General features: G+C 65.1%; 24 protein-coding genes and 1 riboswitch. Of the genes, 12 read left to right on the forward strand and 12 right to left on the reverse strand.

Annotated elements, in window-relative coordinates; all coding sequences use genetic code 11:
• Positions 1–144: 144 nt before the first annotated feature.
• From ACNJX8_RS05715 to ACNJX8_RS05725, 3 genes are read right to left on the reverse strand one after another with little or no spacing between them, the layout of a single operon-like run.
• Positions 145–1,533: an ATP-binding protein gene (locus tag ACNJX8_RS05715; protein ID WP_128931428.1), complete on the reverse strand. Its 1,389-nt coding sequence runs from the start codon at positions 1,531–1,533 to the stop codon at positions 145–147.
• 20 nt (positions 1,534–1,553) lie between these two features.
• Complete coding sequence (locus tag ACNJX8_RS05720; protein ID WP_128931429.1) at positions 1,554–2,285, reverse strand: response regulator; 732 nt, start codon at positions 2,283–2,285, stop codon at positions 1,554–1,556.
• Complete coding sequence (locus ACNJX8_RS05725) at positions 2,282–2,824, reverse strand: MarR family winged helix-turn-helix transcriptional regulator (RefSeq protein ID WP_245508709.1); 543 nt, start codon at positions 2,822–2,824, stop codon at positions 2,282–2,284. Before ACNJX8_RS05725 ends, ACNJX8_RS05720 begins: the two co-directional genes overlap by 4 nt.
• A gap of 339 nt (positions 2,825–3,163) precedes the next feature.
• On the opposite strand from ACNJX8_RS05725, the gene ACNJX8_RS05730 reads away from it, so the two are divergent.
• From ACNJX8_RS05730 to ACNJX8_RS05745, 4 genes are all read left to right on the forward strand, one after another.
• Positions 3,164–4,246, forward strand: a complete 1,083-nt coding sequence (locus ACNJX8_RS05730) for a branched-chain amino acid aminotransferase (RefSeq protein WP_128931431.1) — start codon at positions 3,164–3,166, stop codon at positions 4,244–4,246.
• Positions 4,247–4,446: 200 nt separating this feature from the next.
• Positions 4,447–5,961, forward strand: coding sequence for a histidine--tRNA ligase (gene hisS, locus ACNJX8_RS05735; protein ID WP_439359875.1), 1,515 nt, complete (start codon positions 4,447–4,449; stop codon positions 5,959–5,961).
• Positions 5,962–6,016: 55 nt separating this feature from the next.
• Positions 6,017–6,265, forward strand: coding sequence for a tautomerase family protein (locus ACNJX8_RS05740; RefSeq protein WP_128937147.1), 249 nt, complete (start codon positions 6,017–6,019; stop codon positions 6,263–6,265).
• A gap of 228 nt (positions 6,266–6,493) precedes the next feature.
• Positions 6,494–6,898: a thioesterase family protein gene (locus ACNJX8_RS05745; protein WP_249759588.1), complete on the forward strand. Its 405-nt coding sequence runs from the start codon at positions 6,494–6,496 to the stop codon at positions 6,896–6,898.
• Between the two features lie 97 nt (positions 6,899–6,995).
• On the opposite strand, the gene proC is transcribed toward ACNJX8_RS05745, so the two are convergent.
• Together proC and ACNJX8_RS05755 are read right to left on the reverse strand one after the other, a co-directional pair.
• The gene (gene proC, locus ACNJX8_RS05750; protein ID WP_439359876.1) at positions 6,996–7,820 is read right to left on the reverse strand and encodes a pyrroline-5-carboxylate reductase; all 825 of its coding nucleotides are present in this window, start codon (positions 7,818–7,820) and stop codon (positions 6,996–6,998) included.
• A gap of 222 nt (positions 7,821–8,042) precedes the next feature.
• Positions 8,043–8,543: a YbjN domain-containing protein gene (locus ACNJX8_RS05755; protein ID WP_091886743.1), complete on the reverse strand. Its 501-nt coding sequence runs from the start codon at positions 8,541–8,543 to the stop codon at positions 8,043–8,045.
• 432 nt (positions 8,544–8,975) lie between these two features.
• Positions 8,976–9,150, forward strand: a riboswitch (FMN riboswitch).
• A 77-nt stretch (positions 9,151–9,227) separates the two neighbouring features.
• On the opposite strand from ACNJX8_RS05755, the gene ACNJX8_RS05760 reads away from it, so the two are divergent.
• The gene (locus ACNJX8_RS05760) at positions 9,228–9,800 is read left to right on the forward strand and encodes a 6,7-dimethyl-8-ribityllumazine synthase (RefSeq protein WP_128931436.1); all 573 of its coding nucleotides are present in this window, start codon (positions 9,228–9,230) and stop codon (positions 9,798–9,800) included.
• Positions 9,801–9,952: 152 nt separating this feature from the next.
• Here the strand turns inward: ACNJX8_RS05760 and ACNJX8_RS05765 are convergent, their stop codons facing one another.
• From ACNJX8_RS05765 to lgt, 5 genes are all read right to left on the reverse strand, one after another.
• A complete protein-coding gene (locus tag ACNJX8_RS05765) occupies positions 9,953–10,906 on the reverse strand; it encodes a ribose-phosphate pyrophosphokinase (RefSeq protein WP_164934670.1) in 954 nt (317 codons plus the stop codon).
• A gap of 196 nt (positions 10,907–11,102) precedes the next feature.
• On the reverse strand, positions 11,103–11,717 hold the full coding sequence (locus tag ACNJX8_RS05770; RefSeq protein ID WP_128931438.1) for a hypothetical protein: 615 nt from the start codon (positions 11,715–11,717) through the stop codon (positions 11,103–11,105).
• A 191-nt stretch (positions 11,718–11,908) separates the two neighbouring features.
• Entirely contained in the window at positions 11,909–12,676 is a 768-nt protein-coding gene (gene pgeF / locus ACNJX8_RS05775; protein WP_439359877.1) for a peptidoglycan editing factor PgeF, read from the reverse strand.
• A complete protein-coding gene (locus ACNJX8_RS05780) occupies positions 12,673–13,791 on the reverse strand; it encodes a class I SAM-dependent methyltransferase (RefSeq protein WP_128931440.1) in 1,119 nt (372 codons plus the stop codon). Before ACNJX8_RS05780 ends, pgeF begins: the two co-directional genes overlap by 4 nt.
• A gap of 21 nt (positions 13,792–13,812) precedes the next feature.
• Positions 13,813–14,658, reverse strand: coding sequence for a prolipoprotein diacylglyceryl transferase (gene lgt, locus ACNJX8_RS05785; protein WP_439359878.1), 846 nt, complete (start codon positions 14,656–14,658; stop codon positions 13,813–13,815).
• A gap of 428 nt (positions 14,659–15,086) precedes the next feature.
• Between lgt and ACNJX8_RS05790 the strand changes: the two genes are divergently transcribed.
• The 4 genes from ACNJX8_RS05790 to ychF all read left to right on the forward strand — a co-directional run bounded on the left by ACNJX8_RS05790 (position 15,087) and on the right by ychF (position 18,041).
• The gene (locus ACNJX8_RS05790; RefSeq protein ID WP_091886723.1) at positions 15,087–15,347 is read left to right on the forward strand and encodes an accessory factor UbiK family protein; all 261 of its coding nucleotides are present in this window, start codon (positions 15,087–15,089) and stop codon (positions 15,345–15,347) included.
• Between the two features lie 207 nt (positions 15,348–15,554).
• Entirely contained in the window at positions 15,555–16,274 is a 720-nt protein-coding gene (locus ACNJX8_RS05795) for a 50S ribosomal protein L25/general stress protein Ctc (RefSeq protein WP_091886720.1), read from the forward strand.
• 58 nt (positions 16,275–16,332) lie between these two features.
• Positions 16,333–16,938, forward strand: a complete 606-nt coding sequence (gene pth / locus ACNJX8_RS05800) for an aminoacyl-tRNA hydrolase (protein WP_439359879.1) — start codon at positions 16,333–16,335, stop codon at positions 16,936–16,938.
• A gap of 5 nt (positions 16,939–16,943) precedes the next feature.
• Positions 16,944–18,041 (forward strand): redox-regulated ATPase YchF, encoded by a 1,098-nt coding sequence (gene ychF, locus ACNJX8_RS05805; RefSeq protein WP_128939793.1) that lies wholly within the window; start codon positions 16,944–16,946, stop codon positions 18,039–18,041.
• Positions 18,042–18,185: 144 nt separating this feature from the next.
• Here the strand turns inward: ychF and ACNJX8_RS05810 are convergent, their stop codons facing one another.
• On the reverse strand, positions 18,186–18,482 hold the full coding sequence (locus ACNJX8_RS05810; RefSeq protein ID WP_091886710.1) for a DUF4282 domain-containing protein: 297 nt from the start codon (positions 18,480–18,482) through the stop codon (positions 18,186–18,188).
• Positions 18,483–18,664: 182 nt separating this feature from the next.
• Between ACNJX8_RS05810 and ACNJX8_RS05815 the strand changes: the two genes are divergently transcribed.
• The 3 genes from ACNJX8_RS05815 to ACNJX8_RS05825 all read left to right on the forward strand — a co-directional run bounded on the left by ACNJX8_RS05815 (position 18,665) and on the right by ACNJX8_RS05825 (position 19,941).
• Positions 18,665–19,117, forward strand: coding sequence for a MaoC family dehydratase (locus ACNJX8_RS05815; protein WP_128931444.1), 453 nt, complete (start codon positions 18,665–18,667; stop codon positions 19,115–19,117).
• Positions 19,117–19,596: a MaoC family dehydratase gene (locus ACNJX8_RS05820; RefSeq protein WP_439359880.1), complete on the forward strand. Its 480-nt coding sequence runs from the start codon at positions 19,117–19,119 to the stop codon at positions 19,594–19,596. Before ACNJX8_RS05815 ends, ACNJX8_RS05820 begins: the two co-directional genes overlap by 1 nt.
• 198 nt (positions 19,597–19,794) lie before the next feature.
• A complete protein-coding gene (locus ACNJX8_RS05825; protein WP_164934669.1) occupies positions 19,795–19,941 on the forward strand; it encodes a hypothetical protein in 147 nt (48 codons plus the stop codon).
• 38 nt (positions 19,942–19,979) lie between these two features.
• Here the strand turns inward: ACNJX8_RS05825 and ACNJX8_RS05830 are convergent, their stop codons facing one another.
• Complete coding sequence (locus ACNJX8_RS05830; protein WP_164939793.1) at positions 19,980–20,117, reverse strand: hypothetical protein; 138 nt, start codon at positions 20,115–20,117, stop codon at positions 19,980–19,982.
• Positions 20,118–20,289 lie beyond the last annotated feature (172 nt).

Here is a 20,289-nt window from a genome sequence, read left to right on the forward strand (position 1 = left end):
GCCCCGTTCTTACGGGGAGAGGGTTGGGGTGAGGGGCCTCTCTCCGCGAACGAGATTTTTGTGAGATCTGTACCCCCTCACCCGAATTCGATGTGCGATCGAATTCGACCTCTCCCCGCAAGCGGGGAGAGGTGAAGAAGCCGCCTACACCGGAATCCTCACGCTCGCCCTCAATCCTCCCATCGGGCTGTCGCCGAGCGTGATGTCGCCGCCATGGGAGCGGGCGATGTCGCGGGCGATCGCAAGACCAAGACCGGTGCCGCCTTCGTCCTGATTGCGGGCGTTGTCCAGCCGCAGGAACGGCTTGAACACCTCCTCGCGCAAATGCGCGGGAATGCCAGGGCCGTCGTCGTCGACCGTGACGGTGAGATAACGGTGATCGCGCTGGCCGGTGATGGCGATGGCCTTGCCGTAGCGCGCGGCGTTGGTGACGAGGTTGGCGAGGCAGCGCTTGAACGAGGCCGGCTTCACCGTCACCACCGGCAGGCCGTGGAACGCCACGGTCGCAGTGTGGCCGTGGCGTTCGGCGTCACTGCGCAATTCTTCCAGGGCCTGGGCCATGTCGGTTGGCTGCGACTGCTCGCCGGAATCGCCGCGGGCAAAGGCCAGGTAATCCTCCAGCATCATCGACATCTCGTCGACGTCCTTGCGCATGCCCTCGAGCTCCGGACTGTCGCCGATCAGCGCCAGCTCGAGCTTGAAGCGTGTCAGGATGGTGCGCAGGTCGTGGCTGACGCCGGCGAGCATCGCGGTGCGCTGCTCCATCGTGCGCTCGATGCGCGATTTCATCTCGAGGAAGGCGACGGAGGCGCGCCGCACCTCGCGCGCGCCGCGCGGTCTGAAGTTCGGCGCCTCGCGGCCCTTGCCAAAGCTTTCGGCGGCGTCGGCGAGCCGCAGGATCGGCTTGATCTGGTTGCGCAGGAACAGCACGGCGACGATCAGCAGGATCGAGGACGTGCCGACCATCCAGAACAGGAAGATCTCCGAGTTCGAGGCATAGGCGGCGCTGCGCTGCGCGAACACGCGCATCACGGCATCGTCGAGCTGGATGCGGATCTCGACGAGGTTGGAGCGGCCGACGGTGTCGATCCAGAACGAACGCCCGATCTGGCGGCCGAGCTGCACCGACAGCGTCTGGTCGAGCAGCGAGAAGAACGGCTTCGGTCCCGGCGGCGGCATGTCGCCGGCGGGCAGGAAATCGACGACGAGGCCGAGCCGCTGCTGGGCGATGCGGCGGATCTGGTCGCGATCTTTGTCCTGCGGATAGCCCTTGTAGACGTCGATCAGCGCGGCGATGTCCTGCACCACTGCGGCCGACAGGCGGCGCGTCACTGTGTTCCAGTGCCGCTCCATGAACACGAAGGCGACGACCGATTGCAGGATCACCATCGGCACGATCATGATCAGCAGCGCGCGCGCATAGAGGCCGGTCGGCATCCAGCCCTTGAACGCGTTGCCCATCCAGCCATTGGCGGCGGAGACGCGGCCGGCGGCGCTCTTCAGAAGCGTCAGGCCGGTATCGATCGTGCTCATCGGTCGCGCTTCACTGCGGCTTAAGGCGAGGCCACCAGCCGGTAGCCGATGCCGCGTACCGCCTGGAGGAACAGTGGATTGGCGGGATCGGTCTCGATCTTGCGCCTGAGGCGATTGATCTGCACGTCGACGGCGCGCTCGTTGACGCTGCCATTGCCGGTGAGCGCGCTGCGCGGCACGGTCTCGCCCGGCGTCTCCGAGAGGATGCGCAGCATCTCGCGCTCGCGGTCGGTGAGATGGATGATCTCATCGCCCTGGCGCAGCTCACCGCGATCAAGATGGTAGACGTAGGGGCCGAAGGCGATCTTCTCCACCGCCGCGGCCTGAGGCGGCGGCGCGGCGCGCTTGAGGATGTTGTTGATGCGCAGCGCGAGCTCGCGCGGCTCGAACGGTTTGGCGACATAGTCATCGGCGCCGATTTGCAGGCCCTCGATGCGCGCTTCTGCCTCGTGCCGCGCCGTCAGCATCACGATCGGCACCGAGGACGAGGTGCGGATGAAACGGGCGAGCTCGAAGCCGGTCTCGCCGGGCATCATGACATCGAGGATCAACAGATCGAAATGCAGACCGATGAGCTTGGCGCGCGCATCGCTGGCACTGGCGGCGGTCGAAACGCGGTAGCCTTCGCTGGCGAGGAAGCGCGAGAGCAGATCGCGGATGCGGCGGTCGTCATCGACCAGCAGCAGATGCGGGGCATCGTCGGCGGGTTGCACCGGCGGGCGGGCGAGCGTGGCAGCGAGCGGCACGGTCACTCCTTGGCGTCTTGGTTGACGGAAGCGAAGATCGTCTCGAGCACCTTGTCCGGATCATCGCGGTCGATCATCGCGCGCAGGAAGCGCTTGACGGTCTCGGCATCCTGCGGACCCATCTCGGCGAGCGCCTTGGTGATCCGCGTGGTCTGGAGCCCGGCAAGCTTCTGCACCAGCGCTTCGCCCTTCGGCGTCGCGTAGAGCAGGCGCTGGCGACGGTCATTGTCGCCGGTCTTCTGCACGATGTAGCCCTCGTCGAGGAGCTGCTTGAGCACGCGACCGAGCGACTGTTTTGTGATGCGCAGGACGTCGAGGAGGTCGGCGACCTTGAGGCCGGGGTAGCGATAGACGAAGTGCATGACCCGGTGATGGGCTCGGCCGAAGCCGAAGGCTTCCAGCTCCTGGTCGGGATCGCCGACGAAATCGCGATAGGCGAAGAACAGCAGCTCGATGATATCCCAGCGCAAATTGCCTCCATCCCCTGCGGCCGGCCGAGGCTCGGCGGCATCTTGAGAAGGACTTACGAAATTTATGTCAGGCATATTGACGTATCTTGGGTTCAATGTTACAAAACGATCGACCCGCACGAAATTTTAGATCGTTTCGCGACGGGCAGCGTCGAAGCAGGGACGGCGGAAAGAGCCGGACAGGCGACGACGGGCGATCAGATCTACCGTGCGATTGTCGAGCGGCATTTCGGCAAAACATACTGGACTTCCGCCTTCGGCAAAAGCATGTCGTCGGCGACATGCTGGCCACGGGAAACCGGCCGTAACAAGGCTGGCGGTGGTCCAGACAGACACCTAATGAAGCCAGCCGGCCCCGAACAGGGGTAGGCCGGTGCCAGAACAGCGCCGATACCGGCAGCGGGAGCCAAGGACATGAGTATGACATTCGACATCCAGCCCGCATCCAATCCGACTCCCGAGAAGGACCGCATCGCCAAGCTGGTGGACCCCGGGTTCGGGCGGGTCTTCACCGATCACATGGCGATCGTCCGCTACAACCAGGCCAAGGGCGGCTGGTACGAGGCCAGAATCGAGGCGCGCGCCAACTTCCAGCTCGATCCGGCCGGCGCGGTCCTTCACTACGCCCAGGAAATTTTCGAGGGCCTCAAGGCCTACAAGCGCGACGACGGCGGCGTGAACCTGTTCCGCCCCGATGCCAATGCGCGGCGCTTCAAGGATTCGGCCGACCGCATGGCGATGGCGCAATTGCCCGAGGACGTCTTCATCGAGGCGGTCGAGCAGGTCGTGCGCATCGACCGCGCCTGGATGCCGGGCGGCGAGGGCAGTCTCTACTTGCGGCCCTTCATGATCGCGAGCGAGACCTTCCTCGGCGTCAAGCCGTCCTCCGAATACATCTTCGCGGTCATCGCCTCGCCGGTCGGCTCCTATTTCAAGGGCGGACCTGCGCCGGTGTCGATCTGGGTTTCGGAGAACTACACGCGCGCAGCCATCGGTGGCACCGGCGCGGTGAAGTGCGGCGGCAATTATGCCGCGAGCCTGCGCGCCCAGGCCGAAGCGATCCAGCATGGTTGCGATCAGGTGGTGTTCCTCGACGCGGTCGAGCGCCGCTACATCGAGGAGCTCGGCGGTATGAACGTGTTCTTCGTGTTCGACGACGGCTCGCTGTCGACGCCGCCGCTCGGCACCATTCTGCCCGGCATCACCCGCGACTCCATCATCACGCTCGCCCGCGATGCCGGAAAGACGGTGCGCGAGGAGCCCTACTCGCTCGACCAGTGGCGCAAGGACGCCGCAAGCGGCAGGTTGAAAGAAGCCTTTGCCTGCGGCACCGCGGCCGTGATCTCGCCGATCGGCAAGGTGCGCTCGGTCAGCGGCGATTTCGACATCAGCGGCGGCGCGGCCGGCCCGGTCGCCATGGGTCTGCGCAAGCAGCTCGTCGACATCCAGTACGGCCGCACCAACGATCCGCACAATTGGATCCGCAAGGTGTTTTGAGGCGGAGTACTCGGCTGCACTCTTCCTTCTCCCCTTGTGGGAGAAGGTGGCGCGCGAAGCGCGCCGGATGAGGGGTCTGCTTCCGCGGATAGAACCCCTCACCCGTCTCGCCGCTAGCGCGGCGAGCTACCCTCTCCCGCAAGGGGAGAGGGGAAAAGCCAGCGGTTGCCGCACCGCGCGTCGGCTGGTAAACGCCGCGGATGGCCGAGAAACCCAAAAAACCCCAGAAACTGAAGGCGCGCCTGCCGCGCGGGCTCGAGGATCGCGATCCCGCCGCGATCCGGGCGACGCGCGAGATGGTCGAGAAGATCCGCGCCGTCTATGAGCTCTATGGCTTCGAACCGGTGGAGACGCCGGCGATGGAATTCACCGACGCGCTCGGCAAATTCCTGCCCGACCAGGACCGTCCGAACGAGGGCGTGTTCTCGTTCCAGGACGACGACGAGCAGTGGATCAGCCTGCGCTACGATCTGACCGCGCCGCTCGCCCGCTATGTCGCGGAAAATTTCGACACGCTGCCAAAACCCTATCGCAGCTACCGCGCCGGCTACGTGTTTCGCAACGAGAAGCCCGGCCCCGGACGCTTCCGCCAGTTCATGCAGTTCGATGCCGACACGGTCGGCTCCGCGACGCCGGCGGCGGATGCCGAGATCTGCATGATGGCGGCGGACACGATGGAGGCGCTGGGCATTGCCCGCGGCTCCTATGTCGTGAAGGTGAACAACCGAAAAGTGCTCGACGGGGTTCTGGAAGCCATCGGGCTCGGCGGTGATGAGAACGCGGCACGCAGGCTGACCGTGCTGCGCGCGATCGACAAGCTCGACAAGTTTTCCGCCGACGAAGTGCGCAAGCTGCTTGGTCCCGGACGGTGGGACGGCGGCGAAGAAGGCAAGGGCGACTTCACGAAAGGCGCCAACCTGAGCGCGGCGGAGGCTGACGTTGTTCTCGCCATCACCAAGCCGCGCGACGATTGGAAAGAGGCAATTGCCGCGGCCGAAACCTACCTCGCCAAGAGCGAAGTCGGTCAGGCCGGCGTGAGCGAACTGGAAGAGATTGCCAAGCTGGTCTCGGCCTCGGGTTACGGGGCGGATCGCATCAAGATCGATCCCTCCGTCGTGCGCGGCCTCGAATATTACACCGGCCCCGTCTATGAGGTCGAACTCCTGCTCGACACCAAGGATGAAAAGGGCCGCCCGGTGCGCTTTGGCTCGGTCGGTGGTGGCGGTCGTTATGACGGGCTCGTCTCGCGCTTCCGCGGCGAGCCGGTGCCGGCGACCGGTTTCTCGATCGGCGTGTCTCGCTTGCAGGCCGCGCTGACGCTGCTCAGCAAGCTCGACACGCGGCCCGAGTTCGGCCCCGTCGTCGTCACCGTGTTCGATCGCGACCGCGTCGCCGACTATCAGAAGATGGTCGCATCCTTGCGCACCGCCGGCATCCGCGCCGAGCTCTATCTCGGCAATCCCAAGAACATGGGCAATCAGCTCAAATATGCCGATCGCCGCAACGCGCCCTGCGTCATCATCCAGGGCTCGGACGAAAAGGCGCGCGGCGAGGTGCAGATCAAGGATCTGATCGAAGGTGCCAAGGCCGCCGCCGCGATCGCCTCCAACCAGGAATGGCGCGAGAGCCGCCCGGCGCAGTTCTCGTGCAGCGAGGCCGATCTCGTCGCCAAGGTGCGCGAGGTCCTGGCGCGCCATGACGTGAGCTGGGGCTAGCCATTCGCTGACGCCGTCATGCCTGGGCTTGTCCCAGGCATCCACGTCTTGTTTGATGGCGGCCGTCAATGGCCGGTGTTCGGCCGCAAGGGAGAGAAAAATGCCTGAGATCACCATCAGCATGGCCGAAGGCCGCACCGACGAGCAGAAGGCCGGCATGATGCGCGACATCACCCAGGCGCTGGTGAAGAATCTCGGCGTCGACGCCGATGCCGTCGTCATCCAGATCAACGAAGCCCCGCTTCGCCATAAGATGAAGGGCGGCAAGACCTTCGTGGAGCGCGCGGCGGCTGCGAAGAAGTAAGCGACGCCGGGGCTCGTAGTGCAGCCGCAGCTACAATCACAACCGTCGTCCCGGCGAAGGCCGGGACCCATACTCCCAGGGAGAAGTTGCGGCGCGAGCTGGCAACTCTGAGTCTTCGCCAAACAACGTCCTGTGGTTATGGGTCCCGGATCAGCGCTCCGCTCCAGACAACGCTGCGCGTTGTCGAGAGCTTCGCTTGTCCGGGACGACAGCGGAGTTTGAGGCAGGATGGACGCACGCGACTTCATCACAATCGGCATGAGCGCCGAGCGCACGCTGGTGGTCCCGGTGGAGCGCACGGTCGGGCATTTCGTGCCCGGCATGCCTTTTGTTTACGCGACGCCGATGATGATCCTGGAGATGGAGATGACATCGGGCGATGCGATCCGCAGCGTGCTCCAGCCGGGCTGGGTCACCGTCGGCACCGAGGTCGACATCCGCCATCTCGCCGCCGCTCTCGTCGGTGCCACGGTGCGGACCACCGCAAAAGTGGTCGCGGTCGAGCGCCGCGTCATCCGCTTCGAGGTCGAGGCGTTCGAGGGCGCCCGCAAGCTCGGCGAGGGCCGCCACGCGCGCGGGCTCGTCAATGTCGAGATGTTCAACAAGCGGCTGGCGGCTGGCTCGACGCCGTAGGGTGGGCAAAGGCGCGATGCGCCGTGCCCACCATCTTTCCGGGACCGCGATGAAGTCGGTGGGCACGCTGTCGCTTTGCCCACCCTACGACACCTGCTTACTTCGCCAATTCCCTCGACCGCTGCGTCGCTGCCGCGATCGCGCGGATCATGAGGTCCCGCAGGCCGGGCTCGCCCATCAGCACGCCGAGGGCCGCAGCGGTCGTGCCGCCCGGCGAGGTGACGTTCTGGCGCAGCGTGCTGGACGCAAGCTCGGACTGGTGCAGCAGCTCGCCGGAGCCGGCGACGGTCTCGCGCGCGAGCCTGGTCGCCAGCGCCTCGGGCAATCCGGCCTCGACGCCGGCGCGCGCGAGCTCCTCGGCGAGCAGGAACACGTAGGCCGGGCCCGAGCCGGAGACGGCCGTCACCGCGTCCATCAGGCTCTCATCGTCGACCCATTCCACCGAGCCGGTGGCGCGCAGCAGTGCATCGGCCACCGCGCGCTGAGACGAGCTGACGTCTGGTGCCGCAACTGCGACGGTGATGCCGCGGCCGATCGCGGCCGGCGTGTTCGGCATCGCGCGCACCACGGCGCCGCCGCAGACGTCCTGAAGCGAGGCGATCGTGGTGCCGGCCATGATCGAGACCACCGACGTCTTGTTGGCAACAAAGGGTTTCAGCTTGGCGCCGGCCTCGCGGAACATCTGCGGCTTCACCGCGACGACCAGCGTCTCGATCCTGCCGGCGGTCGTCACGGCGGGATTGAGCGCAACGCCCTTGGCCGCAAGCGCGGCGATCTCGGGCGAGACCTGCGGATCGATCACCGCGACCCGGCGCGGATCGAGCCCGCCCGCCAGCCATCCGGTCAGCATCGCGCCGCCCATCTTGCCGGCGCCGGCGAGGAGGATGGTGCCGGTGATGTTTTGGAGGGTGTTGTTCGCCATCGCTGTTGCCAAATCCGTCGTCCTGGCGAAAGCCAGGACCCATTACCCCAAGTGGTTCTAGTGGATGGAGGGCAGGGCAACAAGCATCGCGAGCTACGGAAAGACCTCGCGGTATGGGTCCTGGAACGGCGCGACGACAGCGCTTCGCGCCGGCGTCGCTGGTCCAGGACGACGATGAGGGGAGAGCTCTGGCTCCCTCACGCCTGGTGGAGGCAGACGTACTTACGCCTCTCCCACCGTGTCGAACATCGCCGCGTCCATGGCTTGCGCGGTGGTCTTGCCGGCCCACACCACGAACTGGAATGCCGGGAAGTAGCGCTCGCAGGCGTGGATGGCGCCGGCGAGCATGGCTTCGCACTGCGCGGTCGAGGCGGTGAGACCGCCCGGCAGCACCAGCGCCTGGCGGTGCATGATCATGCCGGTGTTGGTCCAGAGGTCGAAATGGCCGACCCACAATTGCTCGTTGACCGCGGCGACGAGCCGCTGCACCTCGCCGCGCCGTGCGGGCGGAATCTTCATGTCGAAGGCGCAGGCCAGATGCAGCGCCTCGATCTCGCCCATCCAGGTGAAGGAGAGCTGGTAGTCGGTCCATTGTCCCTTCGAGACAATCGTGAGTTCGTCTTCGCCGGAGCGTTCGAACGGCCAGTTGTTGCTGGCAGCGATATCCTCGACCACCGCGAGCGGATGGTTCTTGGAATCGATAGTGCCTTCGAGCAGGGACATGCCGTCTCGACCTCTTGCCTTCTTGTTGTCTTTGATACGCACGCGGTTGGCCCGGCGCGCGCTCCCTTCACGTCGCTACGGCGATCCCTGGGGTCGCTCTCGCGATCCCCTCGGATCAACGCGGGCCTGTCGCGGATCAAGTGATGTGATTTGCGGAATCTGCGCAACGGGGTCCCGAGTCCGTCCACAAGCCAGGACTCCTTCGTCCACAGCTCATCTCCGCCACAATTCTTAACGGGGCGAGGCAAAACCGGACGAAGCAGAACAAACCGGAATCGGATTCGGGCGGCGGCCTTCAATCGCTAATTCCGTCCCGCGAGGGCCGCTCCCACCGCGACGGCATGGGACCATGCGATTTGCCCATGCGGAACGCGCTTGCCGCGACGGCTCCCCGGCGGCATATTTCGCCTCAGGCCGTTCATCCCGAACGGCCGATGTTCTCAGGGCGGGGTGAAAGTCCCCACCGGCGGTAAGGGCCGAAAGGCCCAAGCCCGCGAGCGCCTTCCCCCAGGTTCTGTCCTGAAAAGGATTTCACTGAAGGGAAGGGTCAGCAGATTCGGTGCAACTCCGAAGCCGACGGTCAAAGTCCGGATGAAAGAGAACGGTCGGTGGCAGACGCATCGCAAGATGCGGCTGTTTGTCGTTCCGTGTGCCCTGATTCTGGTCCTTAAACCGAGGAAAGCCATGAATCAGATGTTGCAAGATCCCCAAGTCCAAACCTCCAAAGTCGAAACTGAAGTCGCCCGACCGCCGGTTCCGCAGGATCCGGCGCCCGAACACCCGCGCTTCGCAAAGCCGCAGCGGGTGGCCTTCGTGCAGGCCCGCTGGCATCGCGATGTGGTCGAGGAGGCCCGCATCGCCTTCCTGAAGGAAGCAGAAGCGCGGCACCTTACCCATGTCGACGTGTTCGAGGTGCCTGGCTCGTTCGAGATCCCGCTGCACGCACAGGTCCTCGCCAAGACGCGGCGCTACACCGCGATCGTCGCGGCCGGCCTCGTCGTCGATGGCGGCATCTACCGCCATGAGTTCGTCGCCGACACCGTGATCAAGGCGCTGATGGACGTGCAGCTCCGCACCGAGGTGCCGGTGTTCTCGGCGGTGCTGACGCCGCAGCAATTCCACGAGACCGAGGTGCACTACGACTTCTTCCGCAAGCATTTTGCGATCAAGGGCGTGGAAGTGGCGGCCGCCTGCGCGGAGACATTGCTCGGCCTCGAACGCCTGCGCGGCCAGGTCGCGGCAGGGATCGCGGGGTAGTAAGGGGCGGAAGGACCGTGCACTCCCTCGCCGCGCTTGCGGGGAGAGGGTGGGGTGAGGGGGAGTCTCAGCGGGGACGGTGAGAGTTGGACTCGCGGAGAGTCCCGCAATCCGGCTTCTCCCCGCACGCGGGGAGAGGTGAAAAGGAAAGATCAGTCGAACAGGCTCGACACCGACTCTTCGGCCGCCGTGCGCGCGATCGCATCCGAGATCAGGCTGGCGATCGGCAGCATGCGGATGTTCGGCGCCTTGGTCACCGCATCGGTCGGCAGGATCGAGTCGGTGATCACCAGCTCCTTCAGCTTCGAGCCGGAGATGCGGGCGGCGGCGCCGCCGGAGAGCACGCCGTGGGTGATGTAGGCGTAGACGTCCTTGGCACCCTTGGCGATCAGCGCGTCGGCTGCGTTCACCAGCGTGCCGCCGGAATCGACGATGTCGTCGACGAGGATACAGGTGTGGCCGGCGACGTCACCGATCACGTTCATGACCTCGGACTCGCCCGGACGCTCGCGGCGCTTGTCGACGATGGCGAGCGGAGTGTTGATGCGTTTGGCAAGGCCACGCGCACGGGCCACGCCGCCGACGTCGGGCGAGATCACCATCACCTTTGAGAGGTCGAACTTCTCCTTGATGTCGCGCACCATCAGCGGGGCCGCGTAGAGATTGTCGGTCGGGATGTCGAAGAAGCCCTGGATCTGGCCGGCATGCAGGTCGAGCGTCATGACGCGGTCGACGCCGGCCTGCGTGATCAGATTGGCGACGAGCTTGGCCGAGATCGGCGTGCGCGAACCCGATTTGCGGTCCTGCCGGGCATAGCCGAAATAGGGCAGCACCGCGGTGATCCGGCGCGCCGAGGAGCGGCGCAGCGCGTCGGTGATGATCAGCAATTCCATCAGATGGTCGTTCGCCGGGAACGAGGTCGACTGGATGATGAACGCATCCGAGCCGCGGACGTTCTCCTGAATCTCGACGAAGATCTCCATGTCGGCGAAGCGCCGCACCACCGCCTTGGTCAGCGGCAGGTCGAGGCCTTGCGCAATGGCCTGGGCGAGAGCCGGATTGGAGTTGCCGGCGACGAGCTTGATGGAGCCGTTTTTGGCCGACATGGACGCTTCCTCCCGCGCTTTGCTGGATACGACGTTCAACATCCTACGAATACCCACTGGAAGCACGGTTTACGACGGGCGAGGAAATATCAGGCCGGAGGCTCAAATGGCAACCCGGGATGCTACGTTTTCCCTTCGAAAATCCCGAGTCGGGCCAACGGTTTGGCCGTAACTTGGGCCCGTGGTTTAGCGGGGGTTATTGCTCGGCATAGCCGAGCGCCGTGACCGGCATCTCGGCCGCCGGCGCCTCCCGGATCACGCCTGCCACCGCCGGTCCCCGCAGGTTCGGAGCATCCGGCGTTCCGTTGATCATGTTGGAAAGTCCGCTGAATCCGGCCTGGGCGATCTTGCGCAGCACGAGATCGTCGGCAGCCGCCCAAGGATCACGGGCAGCATCGCGGCCACCCTTCGCCGAGGTCGGTTCCTCGCCGGAGAGGCGCAGCGCCCGCTGCTGGTTGGCGTCGTAGACATCCCAGACCCAGGCGATCACGGTCTTGCCGCGCACGACCTGGGCGGAGAGGTAGCTGCGCACGCGATAGGCGGCCGTGCCCTCGCGGGAGACCACGGACAGGCTGCGCAGCTTGGATTCACTGTCGAGCACGCCGACCATGCGGTCGAACACCTGCGGCGGCGGCCCGTCGATCGATTCGAAGGCGACCGTTGCGCCGCTGCCGCCGCTCGGCGCCATCGCATAGGAATTGCTCGGCGCGTTGCCACCGGCGCAGCCGGCAAGCATGGTCGCGGCCGCCAGCAGCATGACCGCCAGCACGCGCGAGCCCGCGCGGCGCAAGATGGATGACGCTTCCCTCATTATGGAGGGCAGCGATATCGTTAAAATCGATTAAGGTCTAGGGCGGGCGAGCCACAAACACACTGTCATTCCGGGGCGCGCCACCTGGTGCGAGCCCGGAATCCATATCGCCGCCTGATCTGCCGCATGATGGATTCCGGGTTCTCGCTTCGCGAGCCCCGGAATGACGATCGTTAATGTTGCCGGTGTGTTCACGCTTCGAGCGCGATCGCGTGAATGTGCCGGCCGTAGTCCGGCTCCTTGCGATGAACCGAGCGGCGGTAGCTGAAGAAGCGTTCGTCGGCATAGGTATCGAGGCCGAGATCGTCGATCATCAGGATGCCGGCAGTCTCGAGCCGCTTGCGGATGAAGCCGGGGAGATCGAACATCGCGTGGCCCTCGCGCGCCGACGGGATGAAGAACATGGCGTTCTCCGCGTCGGCTTCGATGAAGCGCGCCACGAACTCGTTGCCGACCTCGTAACTTTCCTGCCGGATCAAGGGGCCGATCGCGGCGATGATGCCGCCGCGCGTAGCGCCGAGATTCTCCATCGCCGAGATCGTTGCTTCCAGCACGCCTGATAACGCGCCCTTCCAGCCGGCATGGGCGCCGCCGATCACGCGTGCATTGGGATCGACGAACAGCACCGGCCCGCAATCGGCGGTGGAGACGCCCAGCGCGATGCCGGGCGTCTTGGTGACGAGTGCGTCACCCTTCGGGCGCGGTCTGTTCGGCCACGGCATTTCGGCAATGAGCACGTCGGGCGAATGGATCTGGTGCAGGCTGAGGAAGCGTTCCGGCGCGACGCCGACATGCTCGGCCATGCGGCGGCGGTTCTCCGCGACGAGGGTCTGATCGTCGTTGGAGCCGAGCCCGCCGTTCAGTGCCGAATAGATGCCGCTGGAGACGCCGCCTTCGCGGGTGAAGAAGGCATGGCGCAGGCCGGGCACGGCCGACAGCAGCGACGAAGCAAGCGTCATGAGGCCTCTCCAGCCTGTTCGAGATCGCTGAGGCCGGCAAGGCCGGATAGCCGCGGCTCGGAGATGCCGAGCACCTTGAACATCGAGCCCATGCCGCTGCGCCCGGTATCGGTCAGGCGCTTGAGCGCCACTGAAATGTCGGTGGCGACTTCGGGCGTCGCCTTCTGCATCAGCGCCGCCGCGCGGGTGTCGATGCCGACGCGCTTGAGGAAGTCACCTTGCGTCACCGGCCCGTGCACGCGCGCGCCGACGTCCTCGGCCGCACGCGCCAGCGCCTGGAAGTCGACATGGGCGGTGACGTCGGCCTGGCCCGGCGCCTTCAAGGGATCGGTGAAGCTGTGACGCGCAATGGCCTGAAACGTATCGCCGGCATCGCTGCGCAAATGGCCATAGTCGATGATCAGCGCCGCGCCATCCTGGTCGCGCACGCGCGTCGCAAGCTTCATGATCTCGCCATCGGGCCGCCATTCGAACACGGCGCCGATGGGCGCGGCACGCACCAAGGGCGGCAGCAGCACGTCGAAGCGCGGCGTCGGCTCGGGCGCCGCGCCGAATTGAAGCTTGCCGTTGGGATCGATCTCGATCACGCGTTCGTGCCAGCCGTTCTCGTGCCGGACCATCTGATGGATCGGCAGAACGTCGAAATATTCATTGGCGAGGATGATGCTCGGGCCTTCCGGCACCTCGTCGATGCTGTCGTGCCAGGCGATGTTGCGCACGGCGGACAACGTCGCGCTCTGCCGGTCGCGCAGCACCGGATTGACCTCGACCATGTGGATATAGAGCGCCTGGTAGAGCGGCGGCAGCACGCGCAATGCGCGCAGCGCGTCCGCCATCATGGTGCCGCGGCCGGGGCCGAGCTCGATCAACCGCAAGAATTGCGGCGAGCCCATCTGCTTCCACACCGAGGCGGCCCACAGTCCCAAGAGCTCGCCGAACATCTGGCTGACCTCGGGCGCGGTGGTGAAGTCGCCCTCCCGCCCGAGCGGATCGCGCGAGACGTAATAGCCATAGCGCGGGTGCATCAGGCACAGTTCCATGTAGCGCCAGACCGGCATCGGCCCTGAGGATTTGATCAGCGCCTTGATCTCGTTGAGTAGCGGCGAGTCGGTCACGATCCATGTTCTCGAAATGAATTAACGAATGGCCTCGATAGGCTTCGGCGCGCCGCGCCGGATAGCCCATACAATAAGTATGGCGCCGACGATAAGCATCGGGATCGACAACAGCATGCCCATGGTTAATCCACCCCAGAGGAAGCCGAGCTGTGCGTCCGGTTCGCGGAAGTGTTCGCCGGCGATCCGGGTCAGACCATAGAACAGGATGAAGGCGCCGAGGATCATGCCAGGCCGCTTCAGGGCACCGAAGCGGATCATGATCGCGAGCACCGTGAACAGCAGGATGCCCTCCATGCCGGCCTCATAGAGCTGGCTCGGATGGCGCGGCAGCTGTGTGGGATCGTTCGGGAAGATCATCGCCCAAGGCAGGCTCGCATCGGTGGCGCGGCCCCACAATTCGCCATTGATGAAATTGGCGATGCGTCCGAGCAGCAGCCCGACCGGGGCGACCGCGGTGGTGATGTCGCCGAGCGACAGGATCGAGATGCCGCCTCGATAGGCAAACCACATCACCGCGACGACGCAGCCGAGGAAGCCGCCATGGAAGGACATCCCGCCCTCCCACAATTTGAAGATCGCAGCAGGATGCTCGATGAAGAAAGGCAGATTGTAGAACAGGACGTAGCCGGTACGGCCGCCGAGGATGATGCCGAGCGTGACCCAGAGGATGAAGTCGTCGATCTGGAGCAGCGAGATCGGTGCGGGTCCGCCCCACAGACGCTGGTTCTTCAGGAGCGAGCGCGCATAGAGCCAGCCGAACACGATGCCGCAGATATAGGCCAGCGCGTACCAGCGGATCGCGAACGGACCGATCTCGATCGCGATCGGCTTGAAGGCGGGGAAGTCGATGAGCAGGAAGGGCATCGCGCCTTTGCTTCTAGGGACTGATGGGCAAGCTGCGGCCCCGACGGAGCTGCGCCCCCTCTCCCGCTTGCGGGAGAGGGTTGGGGTGAGGGTGTTTCCGCGACGAAGACTCCCCAAGAGGAGAGAGCCCTCTCCCGCCTCGTCGATGCGATGCGACCTCCCCCGCCAGCGGGGGAGGTGAAGCGAGATCGCGTATAGACTGATCCATTCTGCTTACACGAGATTGCGGCGATAGAGCCCTAGCAGCCGCTGCTCGATCTGCCGGTCGATCATCTCTGGCGCCTTGTGATTCTTCTTATGCAGGGACCTTGAGTACGATTGCAAGGAAACCGGAGCATGACAAGGATACCCCGCTCGGCCCTTGAACCGTTCCCTTCGGATTGCCATTGTGTTTCGGAGAGTTCGCGCAAAGTTTATCGGAGGCAGCCATGACCCAGACCAGCAACCGGTTTTTCGACGAGATCGGCCGCCTGATGAATGACGCCGCCGGTGCCGCCCAAGGCGTCAAGCGCGAGTTCGACACGGTGATGCGGACGCAGGCGGAAAAATTCCTGCGCGACATGGATCTGGTCAAGCGCGAGGAGTTCGAGGCGGTCAAGGACATGGCCCGCCTCGCCCGCGAGGAGAACGAGGCGCTGAAGGCAAGGATCGCCGCGCTGGAGGCCAAGCTCGGCGGCACGCCGACGTAAGGCACTCTTTTTTACCCTCCCCCCTCCAGGGCCCTCCAGGGGAGGGTGGGAACTCGGGCCGGCAGCCCATTCTCCTTGTCATTTCCGCATCTTCCGGGTAAAAGCCCGCCACGTCCGCGGCCCCCGCACCCCTGGAGGCTTGCTGCGGACTATGCCATGGGCCGCGCTGCGGCCCATTAACTTTTGCAAAAACAAGGACTTAACGACATGGCGACGACCGTCAAGGAATTGAAGGCGACCGCACGTCCGAAGAGCGGCAAGGGGGCCGCCCGGGCTGAGCGTCGCGCCGGCAGAGTGCCCGGAGTGATCTACGGCAACAACCAGCCCCCGGTGACGATCTCGATCGAAGATCGCGACTTGCGCCAGCGCATCCTCGCCGGCCGGTTCCTGACCACGCTGGTCGACATCGACCTCGAGGGCAAGAAGCACCGCGTGATTCCGCGCGACTATCACCTCGATCCGGTCAGGGACTTCCCGATCCATGTCGACTTCATGCGGCTCGGCGAAGGCGCCACCATCCGCATCAGCGTGCCCTTGCACGTGGTGAAGGCGGAAGGCTCGCCCGGCGTGAAGCGCGGCGGCACCGTCAACATCGTCGCCCACGCGATCGACCTCGAATGCGGTGTCGAGAGCATTCCGCAATACATCGAGGCCGATGTCGGCTCGCTCGAAATCGGTCACTCCCTGCATCTGTCGGACATCAAGCTGCCGGCCGGTGTGAAGGCGATGACCCGCGAGGACGCGACCCTCGTCACCATCGTCCCGCCGTCGGGCTACGCCGAAGAGCAGAAGGCGGCGGCTGCGGCTGCGGCGGGTGGTGCGGCTCCGGCCGCGGGTGCTGCTGCTCCGGCGGCTGCTCCGGCTGCGGGCGCTGCTGCTCCGGCTGCGGCTGCCAAGGCTCCGGCCGGCGGCGACAAGAAGAAGTAATCTCTCAAAGCTGGCGCGCGGTCCTTGATCGCGCGCCGAGCGAGGGGCGCGCCGCGTCATGCGACTCTTTGTTGGGCTCGGCAATCCCGGCGCGAAATACGCACGTAACCGGCACAATATCGGCTTCATGGCCGTCGACGAGATCGCGCGACGTCATGGCTTTGCGCCGTGGCGCCGCCGCTTTCAGGGCGAGACCTCGGAAGGTGCGCTCGGCACAGAGCGCGTCATCCTGCTCAAGCCCATGACCTACATGAACGAGTCCGGCCGCGCCGTGCAGGAGGCGGCAGGCTTCTTCAAGATCGCTCTGGGCGACGTCACCGTGTTCCATGACGAGCTCGAGCTGCCGCCGGGCAAGGTGCGGGTGAAGATCGGCGGCGGCATCGCCGGGCACAACGGCCTGCGGTCGATCTCAGCCCACATCGGCAACGACTATCGCCGGGTGCGGCTCGGCATCGGTCATCCCGGCATCAAGGACCTGGTGCATGGCCACGTGCTGTCGGACTTCGCCAAGGCCGACAACGAATGGGTGGCGACGCTGTGCGACGCGGTTGCCGAGCACGCGGCGCTGATCGCCAAGGGCACGGACGCGACCTTCGCCAACAGGGTGCATCTCGCCATGCAGGCGAAGGGATTTTTGACCAAGGACGAGAACGGCAAGGAATAACGCTCGTGGGATTCAAATGCGGGATTGTCGGGTTGCCCAATGTCGGCAAATCGACCTTGTTCAATGCGCTGACCGAGACGGCCGCGGCGCAGGCCGCGAACTATCCGTTCTGCACGATCGAGCCGAATGTCGGCGAAGTCGCCGTGCCCGATCCGCGGCAGGAGAAGCTCGCGGCCATCGCCAAGTCGGGGCAGATCATCCCGACGCGATTGACCTTCGTCGACATCGCCGGCCTCGTGCGCGGCGCCTCCAAGGGCGAAGGCCTCGGCAACCAGTTCCTGGCCAACATCCGCGAGGTCGACGCGATCGCGCATGTCGTGCGCTGCTTTGAGGATTCCGACGTTACCCATGTCGAGGGCAAGATCGCGCCGCTCGCCGACATCGAGACCATCGAGACCGAGCTGATGCTCGCCGACCTCGACAGCCTCGAGAAACGCGTCGACAACCTCTCCAAGAAAGCCAAAGGCAACGACAAGGACGCCAAGGAGCAGCTCGACCTCGTCAACCGCACCTTGGTGCTGCTGCGCGAAGGCAAGCCCGCCCGCCTCGTCGAGCGCAAGGCCGAGGAGGAGCGCGCCTTCTCCATGCTGGGGCTGCTCTCATCAAAGCCCGTGCTCTACGTCTGCAACGTCGAGGAAGGCTCGGCCGCAACAGGCAATTCGTTCTCCAAGGCCGTGCAGGAGCAGGCCGCCAAGGAAGGCGCCGTCGCCGTCGTCATCTCCGCCAAGATCGAGTCGGAGATCGCGACCATCTCGCGTGAAGAACGCGCTGACTTCCTGGAGACGCTGGGTCTCGAAGAAGCCGGTCTCGACCGCCTGATCCGCGCCGGCTACACGCTGCTCGACCTCATCACCTATTTTACGGTGGGGCCGAAGGAAGCGCGCGCCTGGACCATCCATCGCGGCACCAAGGCGCCGGCGGCGGCCGGCGTGATCCACACCGACTTCGAGAAGGGTTTCATTCGCGCCGAGACCATCGCGTATGACGACTACGTCGCCCTCGGCGGCGAAGCTGGCGCCCGCGACGCCGGCAAGCTGCGGCTCGAAGGCAAGGAATACGTCGTCGCCGACGGCGACGTGATGCATTTCAGGTTTAATACGTAAGATCTCGATAGATTCGGAGGGTGGGTTAGCCATCGACTGCGCGAAGCGCAGTCGATGGCGTAACCCACCATGCTTCCGCGTTTGCCGAACGAAGTTGGTGGGTTACGCCTTCGGCTAACCCACCCTACGGCACCTGCGCCGTCCTCACCGCGTCCCGCTGCCCTGGTCCCTGATCGCGCCGAGATGCTCGTTGATGCGGAAGACAATCAGGATCAGCTCGGCGAGGATGCGCGAGAACACCACGCCGACGACGACGCTCGCAATCGACGACAGCAGCACCAGGAAGCCGCCGAACGGACTGATCGCCATCGCAGCCAAGCCGGAGAAGATGCCGGAGAGGCCGAACAGGCAGATCAGCGCGATCACCAGCCAGTAGAAGGTCTTGATGATCGTCGGTGTGATGAAGCGGTCCCATTGAAACAGGTCGCTGAATGAAAACATCGCTCTCCCCAGGGCAAAGCGGCCTTGCCAAATTGGGCCTTGCTCAATGATCCTGACCCCCGGTTGATCCGACTCAAGACCAACCCCGCTGCGCCGAATGTAGCACGAGCCATGCGGGCCCGCGGGTTGAGATTGCCGTAAAGTGCGGCCACAATCTGTCATTTCCACGAACCAATCCCAAGATGACCCTGACCTTCGAAGATTTCCCGCCCGGGCGGTTCGGAACGTTCGGCCCGCGCCATGTCACACGCGACGAGATTTTGGCCTTTGCCGCCGAGTTCGATCCGCAGCCGATGCACCTCGATGAAGAGGCGGCGGCGAGAAGCATGCTGCGCGGCCTGTCCGGCTCGGGCTGGCACCTCTGTTCGCTGATGATGCGGATGATGGCCGACGGTTTTATCACGCGCGCCGCTTCGCTCGGCTCGCCCGGCGTCGACGAGGTGCGCTGGTTGTCTCCGCTCCGGCCCGGCGACGACCTCATGCTCGACGTCGATGTCGTGGAGGCGCGCACGTCGAAGAGCCGTCCGGAGCTCGGCATCGTCAAGTTCAAATGCACCGCGCGCAACGCGGCGGGGCAGGCCCTCGCCGAGATGACCTCGCCGATCCTGATCAAGCGGCGCGAGGGAGCGCTCTGATGCGGTTCTTCGAGGACATCGAGATCGGCCAGCGCCGCGAGATCGGCACCTATACGTTCACGGTGGAGTCGATCAAGACCTTCGCCGCGAAGTTCGACCCGCAGCGCTTTCACCTCGACGAAGAGGAAGGCAAGAACTCGCTATTCGGCGGGCTCGCCGCCTCCGGTTGGCATGTCGGCTCCGCCTGCATGAGCCTGCTTGTCGCCGACGGCCAGCGCCTGGCGCGTGAGGCCACCTCGCGCGGCGAGGAGGTTGCGGTCTGGGGCCCGTCGCCGGGCTTTCGCGACCTGCGCTGGATCAGGCCGGTGCTCGCCGGCGACACCGTCAGTTACGTCAGCATCGTCATCGACAAGCGCAGCTCCGCCTCGCGCCCCGGCTGGGGCATTTTGACGGCCCGCACCACCGGCACCAACCAGCGCGGCGAGGAGGTTTACTCGATCACCGCCACCGCCTTCGTGCCGATGCGGAAGGGTGGTTAGACCTGTTCCAAGATGAACGGTCCAATTGAGTGCGCGAGTGTTGCCCGCGCGCTATGGACGCGATTCCAGGCGGCTGCCATAAGCCTGCGCAACATGGTTACCGCGAAGCAGTTTGGCGGAACCACCGAGTTGCTAACTAATTATGAACCTGTCGCTGTCTATTTGAAACGAATTGGGCAGAGACAGGGGACGAGGACCATGGCAGATCGCGGCGCACTCAAATTTGTCGGATTCATCTTCGCGACTGCGACGCTGGCCGTGATGCTGGTCGCCGGCATGGTGGTGAAGGGTTATGCCGATGGCGGCTACACCCTGGAAGCCTCGACCGTGGAAGCCGCCCGGTAAGGGTTCGTAGAATTGTCGGGGCCGCGTCAGGCCCCGTGTCAGCGGCTGTAGACGAACGCCAGCACCGCGATCGCAACCGCCAGCAATCCGACAAAGCGCAGCATGATCGTGCCGAGCTGATTGGACGCGGGCCGCAGTGATATAGGGTCCGTGTTGTCGGGCCGAATGCTTTCCATGACATGTCCCCCCGGCCCGGACGAAAGGCTGCGGGCGCTTGGCATTCGTCGCTGGGGAGGGGTGGAGGGTTCAAACTGCACTCTCCTGTCCCGGACGCGCTGCAGCGTGCAACGCTGCCGCGCAGAGCCGGGACCCATCACGCCGCGCATTCATCCGAACGATGGGCCCCGG

This window comes from Bradyrhizobium sp. SPXBL-04 (assembly GCF_051853035.1).
Taxonomy (GTDB): domain Bacteria; phylum Pseudomonadota; class Alphaproteobacteria; order Rhizobiales; family Xanthobacteraceae; genus Bradyrhizobium; species Bradyrhizobium zhanjiangense.